The organism is Streptomyces seoulensis, from assembly GCF_022846655.1.
Taxonomy (GTDB): Bacteria; Actinomycetota; Actinomycetes; order Streptomycetales; family Streptomycetaceae; genus Streptomyces.
In genome coordinates this window covers 1703705-1719492 of record NZ_AP025667.1, presented here as the reverse complement: position 1 = coordinate 1719492, position 15788 = coordinate 1703705, and the positions used below count along the sequence as shown (strand labels likewise).

The 15788-nt window shown below is 73.2% G+C and carries 10 protein-coding genes; 7 read left to right on the top strand and 3 right to left on the bottom strand.

Going from position 1 to position 15788, the window contains the following annotated elements; translation table 11 throughout:
• Positions 1–34 precede the first annotated feature (34 nt).
• Together HEK131_RS07875 and hrpB are read left to right on the top strand one after the other, a co-directional pair.
• On the top strand, positions 35–859 hold the full coding sequence (locus tag HEK131_RS07875; RefSeq protein ID WP_217462725.1) for a class I SAM-dependent methyltransferase: 825 nt from the start codon (positions 35–37) through the stop codon (positions 857–859).
• A 35-nt stretch (positions 860–894) separates the two neighbouring features.
• Positions 895–3423, top strand: coding sequence for an ATP-dependent helicase HrpB (gene hrpB, locus HEK131_RS07870; RefSeq protein ID WP_244334196.1), 2529 nt, complete (start codon positions 895–897; stop codon positions 3421–3423).
• 6 nt (positions 3424–3429) lie between these two features.
• Here hrpB and HEK131_RS07865 read toward each other — a convergent pair whose 3' ends face one another.
• The gene (locus HEK131_RS07865; protein WP_244334195.1) at positions 3430–5187 is read right to left on the bottom strand and encodes a lytic transglycosylase domain-containing protein; all 1758 of its coding nucleotides are present in this window, start codon (positions 5185–5187) and stop codon (positions 3430–3432) included.
• Positions 5188–5496: 309 nt separating this feature from the next.
• Here HEK131_RS07865 and HEK131_RS07860 point away from each other — a divergent pair, with 309 nt between their 5' ends.
• Positions 5497–6396: a DUF4184 family protein gene (locus tag HEK131_RS07860; protein WP_244334194.1), complete on the top strand. Its 900-nt coding sequence runs from the start codon at positions 5497–5499 to the stop codon at positions 6394–6396.
• On the opposite strand, the gene HEK131_RS07855 is transcribed toward HEK131_RS07860, so the two are convergent.
• The gene (locus HEK131_RS07855; RefSeq protein ID WP_217462645.1) at positions 6305–6712 is read right to left on the bottom strand and encodes a hypothetical protein; all 408 of its coding nucleotides are present in this window, start codon (positions 6710–6712) and stop codon (positions 6305–6307) included. The two genes, HEK131_RS07860 and HEK131_RS07855, sit on opposite strands and share 92 nt — an antisense overlap.
• A gap of 103 nt (positions 6713–6815) precedes the next feature.
• The gene (gene polA / locus HEK131_RS07850) at positions 6816–9539 is read right to left on the bottom strand and encodes a DNA polymerase I (RefSeq protein WP_244334193.1); all 2724 of its coding nucleotides are present in this window, start codon (positions 9537–9539) and stop codon (positions 6816–6818) included.
• 162 nt (positions 9540–9701) lie between these two features.
• Between polA and HEK131_RS07845 the strand changes: the two genes are divergently transcribed.
• The 4 genes from HEK131_RS07845 to HEK131_RS07825 all read left to right on the top strand — a co-directional run bounded on the left by HEK131_RS07845 (position 9702) and on the right by HEK131_RS07825 (position 15783).
• The gene (locus HEK131_RS07845; protein WP_244334192.1) at positions 9702–12002 is read left to right on the top strand and encodes an FdhF/YdeP family oxidoreductase; all 2301 of its coding nucleotides are present in this window, start codon (positions 9702–9704) and stop codon (positions 12000–12002) included.
• A 57-nt stretch (positions 12003–12059) separates the two neighbouring features.
• Complete coding sequence (locus tag HEK131_RS07840) at positions 12060–12539, top strand: PaaI family thioesterase (protein ID WP_244334191.1); 480 nt, start codon at positions 12060–12062, stop codon at positions 12537–12539.
• Positions 12540–13502: 963 nt separating this feature from the next.
• A complete protein-coding gene (locus HEK131_RS07830) occupies positions 13503–14735 on the top strand; it encodes a branched-chain amino acid ABC transporter substrate-binding protein (RefSeq protein ID WP_217462649.1) in 1233 nt (410 codons plus the stop codon).
• 115 nt (positions 14736–14850) lie between these two features.
• Positions 14851–15783 carry a branched-chain amino acid ABC transporter permease gene (locus tag HEK131_RS07825; RefSeq protein ID WP_244334190.1) on the top strand — a complete coding sequence of 311 codons (933 nt, stop codon included), beginning with the start codon at positions 14851–14853 and terminating at the stop codon, positions 15781–15783.
• Positions 15784–15788: the final 5 nt, after the last annotated feature.

The following is a 15788-nucleotide window of genomic DNA, read 5'->3' as shown; positions in this document are numbered from 1 at the left end:
GGTTGGACGGAAGAGTACGACGAGGGAGCCGATCATCCAAGAGCCGGAAGGGCACGACCCGGAGGGGTCCGAGCCGGAAGCCACCCGACGTGACGCCGGGGTCGCGGAGAGCAGCAGCGCCAACCGGGGCTGGTGGGACCGCAACGCGGACGAGTACCAGGTCGAGCACGGCACCTTCCTCGGTGACGACCGCTTCGTGTGGGGCCCCGAGGGCCTGGACGAGGTGGAGGCCGAGCTCCTCGGCCCGGCCGAGGAGCTGAAGGGCCGGGACGTGCTGGAGATCGGCGCGGGCGCGGCGCAGTGCGCGCGCTGGCTGGCCGCCCAGGGGGCCCGTCCGGTCGCGCTCGACCTCTCCCACCGCCAGCTCCAGCACGCGCTGCGCATCGGCGCCGCGTTCCCGCTGGTGTGCGCGGACGCGGGCGCGCTGCCCTTCGCGGACGCCTCCTTCGACGTGGTGTGCTCGGCCTACGGCGCGCTGCCGTTCGTGGCCGATCCCCGGCTGGTGCTGCGTGAGGCGCGCCGGGTGCTGCGGCCGGGCGGCCGGCTGGTGTTCTCGGTGACGCATCCGATCCGCTGGGCGTTCCCGGACGAGCCGGGCCCGGAGGGTCTCTCGGTGGCGGCGTCCTACTTCGACCGCACTCCCTATGTGGAGCAGGACGAGGACGGGCGCGCCGTCTATGTGGAGCACCACCGCACGATCGGCGACCGGGTGCGGGACATCGCCGCCTCCGGGTTCCGGCTGGTGGACCTGGTGGAGCCGGAGTGGCCGGCCTGGAACACCTCCGAGTGGGGCGGCTGGTCCCCGCTGCGCGGCAACCTGATCCCCGGTACCGCGATCTTCGTCTGCGAACGGGACTGAAGCCCCCCGCGCGCACGGCGTACGACACTGGGGGCGTGATCCGTGACGACGCCCTCGCCGCGCTGCCCGTGCGCTCCGCCCTGCCCGACCTGACCGCCGCGCTGGACGGTCCGGGTGCCGCCGTGCTGGTGGCGCCGCCCGGTACCGGCAAGACGACGCTGGTGCCGCTGGTGCTGGCCGGGCTGGTCGGCGGGGGTCCCGCGCGGCGGGTGGTGGTGGCCGAGCCCCGCCGGATCGCGGCGCGGGCGGCGGCCCGGCGGATGGCGTGGCTGCTGGGCGAGCAGCCGGGCGTCAGCGTCGGCCACACCGTGCGCGGCGAACGTGTGGTGGGGCCCCACACCCGCGTGGAGGTCGTGACCACCGGTGTCCTCCTTCAGCGGCTCCAGCGGGACCAGGAGCTGGCGGGCACGGACGTGGTGGTGCTCGACGAGTGCCACGAACGGCATCTGGACGCCGACACGGCGGCCGCCTTCCTCTGGGACGTACGGCAGACCCTGCGGCCCGAGCTGCGGCTGGTGGCGGCGTCGGCGACCACGGACGCGCAGGGCTGGGCCCGGCTGCTGGGCGGGGCGCCGGTGGTGGAGGCGGCGGGCGTGTCGCATCCCGTGGACGTGGTGTGGGCGCCTCCGACGCGTCCCGTACGGCCGCCGCACGGGATGCGGGTGGACCCGGAGCTGCTCGCGCACGTGGCCTCGGTGGTACGGCGGGCGCTGGCCGAGCGGACCGGTGACGTGCTGTGCTTCCTGCCCGGCGTGGGCGAGATCGCCCGTGTGGCCGGGCAGTTGGGGTCGCTGCCCGGCATCGACGTGCTCCAGGTGCACGGCCGGGCCCCGGCCGCGGTGCAGGACGCGGTGCTGTCGCCGGGCGAACGGCGCCGGGTGGTGCTGGCGACCTCGGTCGCCGAGTCCTCCCTGACGGTGCCGGGCGTCCGTGTGGTGGTCGACTCCGGGCTCGCGCGGGAGCCTCGCGTGGACCACGCGCGGGGCCTGAGCGGCCTGGCCACGGTACGGGCGTCCCGTGCGGCCGGCGCCCAGCGGGCGGGCCGGGCCGGGCGTGAGGCACCCGGTGCGGTGTACCGGTGCTGGGCCCAGGCCGAGGACACCCGGCTGCCCGCCTTCCCGGCCCCGGAGATCAAGGTCGCCGACCTGACGGCCTTCGCCCTCCAGGCCGCCTGCTGGGGCGATCCGGACGCCTCCGGCCTGGCCCTGCTGGACCCGCCGCCCGCCGGGGCGATGGCGGCGGCGCGCGAGGTACTGACGGCGGTCGGCGCGGTCGAGGCGACCGGCCGCGCCACGCGGCGGGGCACCCGCCTGGCCCGTCTGGGCGTCCATCCCCGACTGGGCCGCGCCCTCCTGGACTCCCCCGACGGCGGCGCGGAGACGGTCGCCCTCCTGTCGGAGGAGGTGCCGCGCGAGTACGGGGACGACCTGGCGGCGGCCCTGCGCCGGGCCCGCCGTGGCGGCGACGCGTACGCGGGCCGGTGGGCGGCGGAGGTGCGGCGGCTGCGCGGGGTGTCGGGCGGCGGCTCCCGCCCGGCCGCGTCCGGAAAACGCGCCCAGGCCGGGGCGAGCCCGGCACTCGATCACGGCGGCGAGGAACGCGCCGTGGGCGAGGTCGCCGCCCTCGCGTTCCCCGAGCGGGTGGCCCGGCTGGACGGGGGCTCCTACCTGATGGCGTCCGGGACACGGGTCGAGCTGGCCGAGGGGTCGGCGCTGCGAGGCGTGCCGTGGATCGTCGTGGCGGTGGCCGACCGGCCCGCGGGGAAGGGGCACGGGCGGGTGCGGCTCGGGGCCGCCGTGCGGGAGGACGTGGCGCGGGCGGCCGCCGCTTCGCTGCTGACCGAGCGGGACGAGGTGCGCTGGGCGGACGGCGACGTGGTGGCGCGGCGGGTCGAGCGGCTGGGCGCGGTGGAGCTGGCGGTGCGGCCGCCGGCGGACGCCGACCCGGAGCTGGTGCGCTCCGCCCTGCTCGACGGGCTGTCGCGGGAGGGGCTCGGTCTGCTGCGCTGGACGGAGCAGGCTCGACTGCTGCGGCAGCGGCTGGCGTTCCTGCGGGCGCGGCTCGGAAAGCCGTGGCCTGACGTGTCGGACGAGGCACTGCTCGCCTCCGTGGACGCGTGGCTGGAGCCGGAGTTGAGCCGGGCCCGGCGCCGGGCGGACCTGGGGCGGATCGACGCAGGGCAGGCGCTCGCGCGGCTGCTGCCGTGGGCGGGCGGGGAGGCGGCCCGGCTGGACGAGCTGGCGCCGGAGCGGATCGCCGTACCGAGCGGGTCACGGGTGCGGGTCGACTACACGGACCCCGAACGGCCGGTGCTGGCGGTGAAGTTGCAGGAGATGTTCGGCCTGCGGCAGAGCCCGGAGGTGGCCGGGACGCCGCTGCTGGTGCATCTGCTGTCGCCCGCCGGGCGGCCCGCCGCGGTGACGGCGGACCTCGCCTCGTTCTGGCGGGACGGCTACCGGGCGGTCCGGTCCGAGCTGCGCGGGCGGTACCCGAAGCACCCCTGGCCCGAGGACCCGGCCACCGCCGAGCCGACCCGTCACACGACGGCCCGGCTCAAGCGGTGAAACCTCTCAGGAACTGGCCGACGGGCTGGGCGACGGGCTCGCCGAGGCGGTCTCACCGACCGCGACCTTCAGCTCGAAGGTGACGCTCCCGCCGCCCGGCGTGGTGACGCGGAGCAGATACGTGCCGCTGAAGAGGTCCGCGTACAGCTTGGGCAGCGTCAGCAGGCCGTTCGCGTCCGTGGTGAGCCCGGTGAGGGTGCGTACGGGCTGGCCGTTCGCGTCCTTGAAGTAGGGCCCGGCGATGTTCTCGGCGGGGCTGTCCGCGGACTTGACCAGGGTGGCGGTGGCACCGACCTTGGCCGCGGGGGCGCCCTTGTACGTGGCCTTGACCTTGATCTGTCCGGCGAACTCGCCGCCCGGCACGCAGGTCTGCGGGGTGTCGGCGGTGCGGACCAGCTTGTCGGCGGGGCGCGGGGTGACCGTCGCCGTGTAGTCGACGCCCTTGATCTGGCGCCCGACGACCGTGCCGGCGACCTTGAAGGTTCCGGCCTTCTCCCCCGCCCGGAGTCCCGGCGCGAGGGCGACGCCCGTGGCGTCGGTGCGGACGACGGCCACCTTCTCGCCGCCCGCGAAGGTGGCGTCGGTGTCGCCGGTGATGGTGAACCGCACCCGCACCGTGGCCACGGACGCGCCGTCCTTGGTCACCGCGCGGGCGCCGATCCGCCGTTCGAAGGTGTCCCCGGCGGTCGCGGTCAGCTCGGTGCCGTCCTGGTCGGGGGAGGTGAGGTGGTGCACCGTGTCGGACGGGGTGGGCGCGGGCGAGGTGGGCGGGCTGGTCGGGTCGGACGGCTGACCGGGCGTGCTCGGATCACCGCCGCCCGGCTTGCCCGGCTTGCCCGGCTTGGAAGGCTTGCCGGGCTTAGGCGACTCGGGCGTCGGCCGGGACGTGTGTGGCGCCGTCGGCCCGCTCGTCCGGGGGAGGCCGTCGTCGCTGCGGTGCGCGGGCACGCCGCCGGCGCCGTCCGGGACGGAGTGGGTGCCCCGGCGGTAGTAGTCCACCCAGTTCAGCACCAGGCTGAGGTAGTCGCTGGAGTTGTTGTAGCTGAGGATCGCGCTGTGCAGGTCGCGGTCCTGCGAGAGGTCCCAGCCGTTGCGGCACAGGTAGTGGCCCGCGGCGAGCGCGGCGTCGTAGACGTTGTTCGGGTCGGCCTTGCCGTCGTCGTTGCCGTCGCGGCCCGCCCAGGCCCAGGTCGACGGGATGAACTGCATCGGGCCGATGGCCTGGTCGTAGGAGCTGTTGCCGTCGTAGGCCCCGTGGTCGGTGTCCTTGATCAGGGCGAAGCCGTTGCCGTCGAGCTGGGGGCCGATGATGGGGCTGACCGTGGTGCCGTCGGCGTACACCCGGCCGCCGCGGGCCTGGCCGGACTCCACCTTGCCGATGGCGGCGAGGAGTTGCCAGGGCAGGTTGCAGCCGGGCTTGGAGGCGCGGAGTTCGGCTTCGGCCTTCTTGTACGCGGCGAGGACGGTCGCGGGGATGCCCGCCTCGCCCTCACCTCGGGAGACGGGCGTGCCGATGACCGCCGACGGGCTCGGGGCGGGGCTGTCCAGCGGCGGAAGGTCCGTGTAGTACGGCGAGTTGCCGGTGGCGTTGCCGTCGGCGGACGCCTCCGGGACGGGAGTGCTCAGGCCGGCGCTGGTCTGGAGGGGTTCGGGGGCGCCGGTCGCTCCCGGAGCCTCGGACGCGGAGAGTGCCGCGACCGCCAAAGCGGCCACCGCGGTCGTCGCCGCCCCCTTGCGCAGTCGCCTGCCGAAGTGCGCCGCCATGTGGTGAACCCCTCCCCCGGACGCCTCGGGCGTCCGCCTCCGCCTGTCTCGTTGTGATGTGACGGTCGACCTGGTGCTGTGGTTGCCCCGCGTGCCGCACCTCGGCCTGTGTGCTGGATCACCTGGCCGTGTGCACGACAGATGGGCCCCGGCCGACCCTACGTCAACTCCCCTGCCCCAGGGCACCCGTCGTCCCCTCGCATTCCCCGACTTGGCCGACTCCCGCCGCCCGCAAGGCCGATGACGGTGCATCACGCATACTGGGCGCGATCACGGCCCGGCCCGTGCCGGCCCTTCCGGGAGGACCTGTTGCCGTTCACACTCAGCCATGCCGCGGCCGTACTGCCCGCCGTCCGCCGCGACGGGAGCGGGCGGGGGCCGCTGGTGCCCGCGGTGCTCGTCGCGGGCTCCTTCGCCCCCGACCTGACCTACTACGCGGCCAGCGTCCGCCCGGAGGCGATGGAGTTCGGGACGGTCACCCACTCCCTCGCCGGGGTGCTCGGCGTGGACGTGCTGATCTCCTGGGCGCTGGTCGGAGTGTGGCTGGTGGTCCGGGAGCCGCTGGTGGCACTGCTGCCCCGGTCGTGGCAGGGCCGGCCCGCCGCACTCCTGCGCTGCGGGGCGCCCCGCGCGCGGGTACGGGCGGCCCTGGTGCTGTGGTGGTACGTCTCCGCCGTGGCCGGTGGCCTCACCCATGTGGTGTGGGACGCCTTCACCCACCACGACCGCTGGGGCACGGAGCTCGTCCCGGTGCTCGCCCGGACCGCGGCCGGGGTGCCGCTCTTCCAGTGGCTCCAGTACGGCACCTCGGCGCTGGCCGCCGTGGCGATCACCGGTTTCCTGCTGCGCGCCCTGCGGTCGGCCCCGGCCGGGGCGCCGCTGGGGGTGCCCCCGCTCTCGGTACGGGACCGCTGCTGGGCAGCGGCCCTGCTCGGCGGCTGCGCGCTGGGCGCGGCGGTGCCGCGGGCGGTGCGCTGGTGGGCGTACTGGGGCCCGGTCGCCCGGCCCTGGGAACTGGTGCCCACGGTGTGCTTCGGCGCGGGCGCCGGCCTGCTGCTGGGGGTGGTGCTGTACGCGGGTGCGGTACGGCTGTGGCGGCCCGCCGGGGTGTCCGGCGCTACGCCCGCTTCCGGCGCCCGGTCCGGCGGGGAGCCGGTGTCGCGGGGTGCGGCGGTCGGCGCGGGCCGGCGGGAGCGGGACGGTCGGTGAGGGAGGCCACGAACACGGTGAGCGTGTGCCGGGGGCGCGCCTTCGGCAGGTGGGCCAGGAGCAGCGCGAGATAGCCGCGCGCGAGGTCGGCCCACACCCGTCGGTCGGGGGTGCGGCGGGCCAGGGCCCGCCCGGCGTCCGTGCCCGCCCGCCGGAGCCGGGCCCGGGGGTCCGAGGGGTGGCGGGCGGCGCTCGCACCGGCCGCGACGACGGGCACCGCCGTGCCTGACGCGCCGGACGCCCGGCCGGTGTCCGCCGGCTCCGTACTGCCGTGCCACGGGTCGGGCCTCAGGCGGTGAAGCATGCGTATACCCATGCCCGCAGTCTTGCGGGTGGCGGGCCGGGCCTGCGTTCTGGCGGGGGCCACGTGAGTGAAACCCCGCGGGAAGGGCGTCCTTCCCGCGGGGTTCGCCGGTGGCTCAGTGCGCCGCGGACTCCCAGTCCGGGCCCACGCCCACCGAGACGTCCAGCGGGGCGCGCAGGCTCACGGCGTCCGCCATCTCGCGGCGGACCAGCTCCTCCACGGCCGCGCGCTCGCCGGGGGCGATCTCCAGCACGATTTCGTCGTGGACCTGGAGCAGCATGCGGGACCTGAGGTCCGCCTCGCGCAGCGCCCGGTCGACGTGGAGCATGGCGATCTTGACGATGTCGGCCGCCGTGCCCTGGATCGGGGCGTTCAGCGCCATCCGCTCGGCGGCCTCGCGGCGCTGGCGGTTGTCGCTGTTCAGGTCGGGCAGGTAGCGGCGGCGGCCGAAGAGGGTCGCCGTGTAGCCGGTCGCCCGCGCCTCGTCGACCGCGCGGCGCAGGTAGTCCCGTACGCCGCCGAACCGCTCGAAGTAGGTGTCCATCAGCGCGCGGGCCTCACCGGCGTCGATGTTGAGCTGCTGGGAGAGGCCGAAGGCGGACAGGCCGTAGGCGAGGCCGTACGACATGGCCTTGATCTTGCGGCGCATCTCCGCGTCGACGGCGTCCCGGCCGACGCCGAACACCTGGGAGGCGACCGTGGTGTGCAGGTCCTCGCCGGAGGTGAACGCCTCGATCAGGCCGGCGTCCTCGGAGAGGTGGGCCATGACGCGCAGCTCGATCTGGCTGTAGTCGGCGGTCATCAGGGACTCGAAGCCCTCGCCGACCACGAAGCCCCGGCGGATCGCGCGGCCCTCGTCGGTGCGGACCGGGATGTTCTGCAGGTTGGGGTCCGTGGAGGACAGCCGGCCGGTCGCGGCCACCGTCTGGTTGAAGGTGGTGTGGATACGGCCGTCGGCGGCGATGGTCTTGATCAGGCCCTCGACCGTGACGCGCAGCTTGGCCTGCTCACGGTGGCGCAGCATGATGACCGGCAGTTCGTTGTCGGTCTGCGCGGCGAGCCAGGCCAGGGCGTCGGCGTCCGTGGTGTAGCCGGTCTTGGTCTTCTTGGTCTTCGGCAGTGCCAGCTCCCCGAAGAGGACCTCCTGGAGCTGCTTGGGCGAGCCGAGGTTGAACTCGTGCCCGGCGGCGGCGTGCGCCTCCTTCACGGCCTGCTGCACGGCGCCCGCGAAGGTCTGCTCCATCGTCTCCAGGTGCGTGCGGTCGGCCGCGATGCCGTGCCGCTCCAGGCGGGCCAGCAGCGCGGAGGTGGGCAGCTCCACGTCCCGCAGCAGTTCGGCGGCGCCGACCTCGGCGAGCCGGGTCCCGAACGCCTCGCCCAGGTCGAGGATGGCGCGGGCCTTGATCATCAGGGCCTCGGCCTCGGCGCCGTCGTCCGCGCCGAACGCCAACTGGCCGTCGGCCGCGGCGGCCGGGGCCAGCTCGCGGTGCAGGTACTCCAGGGACAGCGCGTCCAGGTCGAAGGAGCGGCGGCCGGGCTTGACCAGGTAGGCCGCGAGCGCGGTGTCCATGGACACGCCCTCGACCACCCAGCCGTGCTCGGCCAGCACGCGCATGGCGGCCTTGGCGTTGTGCAGCACCTTGGGCCGCTCGGCGTCGGCCAGCCAGCCGGCGAACGCCCGCTCGTCGGCCTCGTCCAGCTCGGCGGGGTCGAACCAGGCGGCCGCTCCGCCGGCGGCGGCGAGGGCGACCTCGGCGACCGAGCCGGTGCCCAGCGCCCAGGTGTCGACGGTGGTCATGCCCAGGGTCTCGCCGGCGTGCTCGGCCAGCCAGGCGGCCAGCTCGCCGGTGCCCAGGATCGTGCCGTCGACCTCGACGCCGTCCGCCGTGACCGGGGTGGCCTCGGCCTCCTCGGCACCGGGGTCGACGGCGAAGAGCCGCTCGCGCAGCGAGGGGTTGCGGATCTCCAGGGTGTCCAGGAACGCCGCCACGGTCTTGCGGTCGTACGGCTCACGGGCCAGGTCGGTGACCGTCCTCGGCAGCTCGACGTCCCGCTCCAGCTCGGTCAGGACGCGGTTGAGCTTGACCGACTCCAGGTGGTCGCGGAGGTTCTGCCCGGCCTTGCCCTTGACCTCCTCGACGCGCTCGACCAGCTCGGCGAACGAGCCGAACTGGTTGATCCACTTCGCGGCGGTCTTCTCGCCGACGCCGGGGATGCCGGGCAGGTTGTCGGACGGGTCGCCGCGCAGGGCGGCGAAGTCGGGGTACTGCGCGGGCGTCAACCCGTACTTCTCGACGACCTTCTCCGGGGTGAACCGGGTCAGCTCCGAGACACCCTTGGTCGGGTAGAGCACCGTGGTGTGCTCGCTGACGAGCTGGAAGGAGTCCCGGTCGCCGGTGACGATCAGCACGTCGAAGCCCGCGGCCTCGGCCTGGGTGGCGAGGGTGGCGATGACGTCGTCCGCCTCGAAGCCGTCCACGGCGAAGCGGGGCGCGTGCATCGCGTCCAGCAGCTCGCCGATCAGCTCGACCTGGCCCTTGAACTCGTCCGGGGTCTTGGACCGGTTCGCCTTGTACTCGGTGAACCGCTCGGAGCGCCAGGTCTTGCGGGACACGTCGAAGGCGACCGCGAAGTGCGTGGGCGCCTCGTCACGCAGGGTGTTGGCCAGCATCGAGGCGAAGCCGTAGATCGCGTTCGTCGGCTGGCCCGTCGCGGTGGTGAAGTTCTCCGCGGGCAGCGCGAAGAACGCGCGGTACGCCAGTGAGTGCCCGTCCATGAGCATCAGGCGGGGACGGCCGCCGGGAGGGGTGTCGGTCTTCTTCGATGCTGTCTCTGCCACGCCCCCGATCCTGCCACGCCCCACCGACAGCCGAGTCCGCGAAGCGTTCCGCCGGAAGATCGCGCACTGTCCACAGGGCTCCCCCCGCGGCCGCTCGCGGGGCATGCTTGTCCGCGGGGCGGGGGACCCGATGTGAGAAAGACGATGGAAGGGGAGCGGGCGATGGCGACGAAGCCGCCCAAGGGCGATCCGGTGCAGGACGCGCCGCGGACAGGGGAGCCGAAGCACGCGGCGGCGGGACTGCCCGCCGTGGGGCACTCCTTGAAGATCGCGCAGCAGCAGATGGGGGTGCGGCGCACCGCGCTGACCCTGCTGCGGGTGAACCAGAAGGACGGCTTCGACTGCCCCGGCTGCGCGTGGCCCGAGCCGGAGCACCGGCACAGGGCGGAGTTCTGCGAGAACGGCGCCAAGGCGGTGGCCGAGGAGGCCACACTGCGCCGGGTCACCCCCGAGTTCTTCGCCGCGCACCCGGTGGCGGACCTCGCCGGGCGCAGCGGCTACTGGCTGGGCCAGCAGGGCCGCCTCACCCACCCCATGTACCTGCCCGAGGGCGCCGACCGCTACGAACCGGTCACCTGGGAGCGGGCCTTCGACATCGTCGCCGAGGAGATCGCGGCCCTCGGCTCGCCCGACGAGGCCGTCTTCTACACCTCGGGGCGCACCAGCAACGAAGCGGCTTTCCTGTACCAGTTGTTCGCCCGTGAGCTGGGCACGAACAACCTGCCCGACTGCTCCAACATGTGCCACGAGTCGTCGGGTTCGGCGCTCTCGGAGACGATCGGCATCGGCAAGGGCAGCGTCCTGCTGGAGGATCTGTACCGGGCCGACCTGATCATCGTCGCGGGGCAGAACCCGGGCACCAACCATCCGCGCATGCTCTCCGCGCTGGAGAAGGCCAAGGCGGCCGGCGCGAAGATCATCAGTGTCAATCCGCTGCCCGAGGCGGGCCTGGAGCGGTTCAAGAACCCGCAGACTCCGCAGGGCATGCTGAAGGGCGCCGCGCTCACCGACCTGTTCCTCCAGATCCGTCTCGGCGGCGACCAGGCCCTCTTCCGCCTCCTCAACAAGCTGATCCTGGAGACGGACGGCGCGGTCGACGAGGAGTTCGTCCGCGAACACACCCACGGCTACGAGGAGTTCGCGGAGGCGGCCGCCAAGGCCGACTGGGACGAGACCCTGACGGCGACCGGCCTCACCCGCGCGGAGATCGAGCGGGCCCTGAAGATGGTGCTGGCCTCGAAGCGGACCATCGTCTGCTGGGCCATGGGCCTCACCCAGCACAAGCACTCCGTGCCGACCATCCGCGAAGTGGTCAACTTCCTTCTCCTGCGCGGCGACATCGGCCGTCCCGGCGCGGGCGTGTGCCCGGTGCGCGGCCACTCCAACGTGCAGGGCGACCGCACGATGGGCATCTTCGAACGCCCCGCCCCGGCGTTCCTGGACGCGCTGGAGCGGGAGTTCGGCTTCGCGCCGCCCCGCGAGCACGGCTTCGACGTCGTCCGGGCGATACGGGCGCTGCGCGACGGCGAGGCCAAGGTGTTCTTCGCCATGGGCGGCAACTTCGTCTCCGCCTCCCCCGACACCGAGGTGACCGAGGCGGCCATGCGGCGGGCCCGGCTGACCGTGCACGTGTCGACCAAGCTCAACCGCTCGCACGTGGTCACGGGCGCCCGCGCCCTGATCCTGCCCACGCTCGGCCGCACCGAGCGCGACGTCCAGCGCGGGGGCGAGCAGTTCGTCACCGTCGAGGACTCCATGGGCATGGTGCACGCCTCGCGCGGACGGCTGGCGCCCGCGAGTGCCCACCTGCTGTCCGAGCCCGCGATCGTGGCCCGGCTGGCCCGGCGGGTGCTGCCGGACAGCACGGTGCCGTGGGAGGAGTTCGAGCACGACTACGCGGCGATCCGCGACCGCATCGCCCGGGTGGTCCCCGGCTTCGAGGACTTCAACGCGCGCGTCGCCGACCCCGGCGGCTTCACCCTGCCGCACGCCCCGCGCGACGAGCGCCGCTTCCCCACCGCCACCGGCAAGGCCAACTTCACCGCCGCGCCGGTGGAACACCCCGAGCTGCCCGAGGGCCGGCTGCTGCTCCAGACGCTGCGCTCGCACGACCAGTACAACACCACGATCTACGGCCTGGACGACCGCTACCGGGGCATCACCGACGGCCGCCGCGTGGTGCTGGTCCACCCCGAGGACGCCCGCGAACTGGGCGTGGCGGACGGCAGTTACGTGGACCTGGTGGGCGAGTGGAGCGACGGGGTGGAGCGGCGGGCGCCCGGCTTCCGCGTGGTGCACTACCCGACCGCGCGGGGCTGCGCGGCCTCGTACTACCCGGAGACCAACGTGCTGGTGCCGCTGGACGCCACCGCCGACACCAGCAACACCCCGGCCAGCAAGTCCGTGGTGGTCCGGCTGGAGGCGCGCCCGGAAGGCCGTCTGGAACAATCGGCGACCGACTGAGCGTTCGCTCAGTGACATGGCACGCCGCCGGACAGGCGCACGAGAACGGAGCCGGGCATGGGTGAGCAACAGCAGACGCAGTTCCCGCAGGAGATCATCGACGAGTACGCGGCGCTCGGCGTCGACCTGCCCGCGCTGTTCTCCGCCGGCCACCTGGGAACGCGGATGGGCGTGCAGATCCTCCAGGCGTCGCCGGAGCGGGTCGTCGGCACGATGCCGGTGGAGGGCAACACCCAGCCCTACGGCCTGCTGCACGGCGGCGCCTCGGCGGTGCTCGCCGAGACCCTCGGCTCGGTCGGCTCGATGCTGCACGGCGGCAGCTCCAAGGTCGCCGTCGGCGTCGACCTGAACTGCACGCACCACCGGGGCGTCCGCTCCGGCCTGGTCACCGGCGTCGCCACCCCCGTCCACCGGGGCCGCTCGACGGCGACCTACGAGATCGTCATCACCGACGAGCAGGACCGCCGCGTCTGCACGGCCCGCCTGACCTGCCTGCTGCGCGACGCGGGCGCGGGCGAGGCCGTCGCGCGGGGCTGACCGCCCGGGCCGTTGCCCCGCGCCGCACCACGCCGTAGCTTCGGCGCACGGGACGGCGCGGGGCACCCCCGACCCCCCCGGCTCCCCTGGCCGGATCGCGGCGATGAGCCGCACAGGCCCGCTGGAGCCCGGCGAGGGCACCTCCGCACGCGAACCCGTCACCCCGCACCCGCCGCCCTGCCGCCACCGGTCCACCCGCACCCGGCTGATTCTGGCCACCGCCCGCGCCGCACCGGCGGTCGGCGGCACACTTCCGGCGACCCGCCCGCGCCCCGCGCCGGCTCCCGAACTCCCCTTTCCCGCACAGACGGTGACCGTGACCTTCCTGGGCGGCCGCTCGGTCGCGCCGCACCGGCTCGCCTCCGACGTGCCGCTCGCCGTCGACGCCGGACCACCGGTCACCGTGACGCGGGTGAGCCAGCCCCGCACCGGGATGCGGGCCGAATCCGCTCCCCGCGCACCCTTACGGACCGACCCCGGTTCCCCGCGCGTGATCACCGTGACCATGCGTGTCACGGAATGCGGAAGGGTGCCCAAAAACGCCGGACTGCCTTTCCTGGAAGTAACACTGCGTAATACACGCGCAATACAAACCCAGAGTTTCCTCCTCGGCCCGCGCTACGCCCGACACCTCTCCGGAGCGCTCGGGGAAGCATGCGGCGAGAGATCACCCGTCATCACCAAAACCCCCGAGACGCCTGAACAGTTGAGGGTGGGTCCTGCGGGTTCTCAGCATGTGGACAGGGCGAATCGGCCGGAATTCCGGCGTTCCCCCCAGGGGGTACCGCTCTGCATTACCTCGTGTCATAACAAGAGCGTCACAGCCTTGGTCAGACTCTCCTCCACGTTCCCCACACACGCTTAGAGTCACGGCCAGTCACCGCGCCCCGGATTCACTTTTCGGCCAGGCGCGCGGCTCGACCGTTTCCATGGGGATGCGGTCGTCCAGGGAAAGGACTGATCGTGCGTCAACGTTCGCTCATCGCCATCACCGCCGCGCTGTCCGCGGGAGCACTCACCCTGACCGCCTGCGGATCGCGAGACAGCGGCGACAAGGGTTCCGAGGCCAACGGCGGCACCACCGTCGTCATCGGCGTCGACGCCCCGCTGACCGGCGACCTGTCCGCGCTGGGCCTGGGCATCAAGAACTCGGTGGACCTCGCGGTCAAGACCGCGAACAAGAAGGAGTACGTCAAGGGCGTCACCTTCAAGATCGAGGCCAAGGACGACCAGGGCCAGCCCTCCTCCGGTCAGCAGAACTCCACCGCCTTCGTCACCGACAAGAGCGTCCTCGGCGTCGTCGGCCCGCTGAACTCCTCCGTCGCCGAGTCGATGCAGAAGGTCCTCGACGACGCCAAGCTGGCCCAGGTCTCCCCCGCCAACACCAACCCGGCCCTCACCCAGGGCGTCAACTGGCAGAAGACCAAGGCCCGCCCGTACAAGGCGTACTTCCGCACCGCGACCACGGACGCCATCCAGGGCCCGTTCGCCGCCCAGTACGTCTACAACAAGGCCAAGAAGACCAAGGTCTTCGTCATCGACGACAAGAAGACCTACGGCGCCGGCCTCGCCGCCACCTTCTCCGCGGAGTTCAAGAAGCTCGGCGGCAAGGTCGTCGGGACCGAGCACATCAACCCCGACACCAAGGACTTCTCCGCGGTCGCCACCAAGGTGAAGAACTCCGGCGCCCAGGTGGTCTACTACGGCGGCGAGTACCCGCAGGCCGGCCCGCTCAGCAAGCAGATCAAGGCGGCCGGCGCCAAGGTCCCGCTGGTCGGCGGCGACGGCATCTACGCGGCCGACTTCATCAAGCTCGGCGGCGCCGCCGCCACCGGCGACTTCGCCACCTCCGTCGGCGCCCCGGTGGAGACCCTGCCCTCCGCCAAGCAGTTCGTGGCGGACTACAAGACCGAGGGCTACAAGGAGGAGTACGCGGCGTACGGCGGCTACTCCTACGACTCCGCCTGGTCGATCATCGAGGCCGTCAAGAAGGTCGTCGACGACAACGGCGGCAAGCTGCCCTCCGACGGCCGCGCCAAGGTCACCGCCGCCCTGCAGAACGTCTCCTTCGACGGCGTGACCGGCAAGGTCTCCTTCGACGAGTTCGGCGACGCCACCAACAAGCAGCTCACCGTGTACTCCGTCAAGGACGGTGCCTGGAAGGCCGTGGAGTCCGGCACCTACAACGGCTCCTGACCCACACCCGCACCAGCCGAGCCGCGCGGGGCGCTCAAGAGGCGCCCCGCGCGGACTCGCATCCGGCCACATCCGGCCACATCCGTCGCTTATCCGAACGCTCGGAGGACATGCGGTGAACGAACTGCCGCAGCAGCTCGTCAACGGCCTGCTACTTGGTTCCATGTACGGGCTGGTCGCCATCGGCTACACCATGGTCTATGGCATCGTCCAGCTCATCAACTTCGCCCACGGCGAGATATTCATGACCGGCGCCTTCGGCGCACTCACGGTCTACGTGTACGTCCTCCCCGACGGCACCTCCATGTGGATCGCCCTGCCCCTGATGCTGGTGGGCGCCATCGTGGTCGCCGTCACCGTCGCCGTCGGAGCGGAACGATTCGCCTACCGGCCGCTGCGCACCGCACCCCGGCTCGCCCCGCTCATCACCGCCATCGGCCTCTCCCTCGCCCTCCAGCAGGCCGTGTGGGCCTGGTACCCCGAGGCCAAGTCGGCGCGCACCTTCCCGAGCATCCCCGGCGGCCCCTTCGAGCTCGGCGACGTCACCATCCAGACCGGAGACGTCTTCCTCGTCGCCGCCGCCCCGCTCAGCATGGCCGTCCTCGCCTACTTCGTGATGCGCACCCGCACCGGACGCGGCATGCAGGCCACCGCCCAGGACCCGGACACCGCCAAGCTGATGGGCGTCAACACCGACCGCATCATCGTGATCGCGTTCGCCCTCGGCGCCGCCTTCGCCGCGGTCGGCTCCGTCGCCTACGGCTTCAAGTACGGCCAGATCGACTTCCGCATGGGCTTCATCCTCGGACTCAAGGCGTTCACCGCGGCCGTCCTCGGCGGCATCGGCAACATCTACGGCGCCATGCTCGGCGGCCTCGTCCTCGGCGTCGCCGAAGCCCTGTCCACCGCCTACATCGCCGACATCCCCGGCATGGACAAGTTCGGCAGCCAGTCCTGGGCAGACGTCTGGGCGTTCGTACTCCTCATCCTCGTGCTCCTGCTGAGGCCACAGGGCCTGCTCGGCGAGCGCGTCGCGGACAGGGCGTGACACCG

What these genes read in the sequence shown, in the direction of transcription:
- HEK131_RS07865 (WP_244334195.1), bottom strand. Translation starts at nt 5,187, where the DNA reads ATGGCGGCGCACTTCGGCAGGCGACTGCGCAAGGGGGCGGCGACGACC.
- HEK131_RS07855 (WP_217462645.1), bottom strand. Translation starts at nt 6,712, where the DNA reads ATGGGTATACGCATGCTTCACCGCCTGAGGCCCGACCCGTGGCACGGC.
- HEK131_RS07845 (WP_244334192.1), top strand. Translation starts at nt 9,702, where the DNA reads ATGGCGACGAAGCCGCCCAAGGGCGATCCGGTGCAGGACGCGCCGCGG.
- HEK131_RS07840 (WP_244334191.1), top strand. Translation starts at nt 12,060, where the DNA reads ATGGGTGAGCAACAGCAGACGCAGTTCCCGCAGGAGATCATCGACGAG.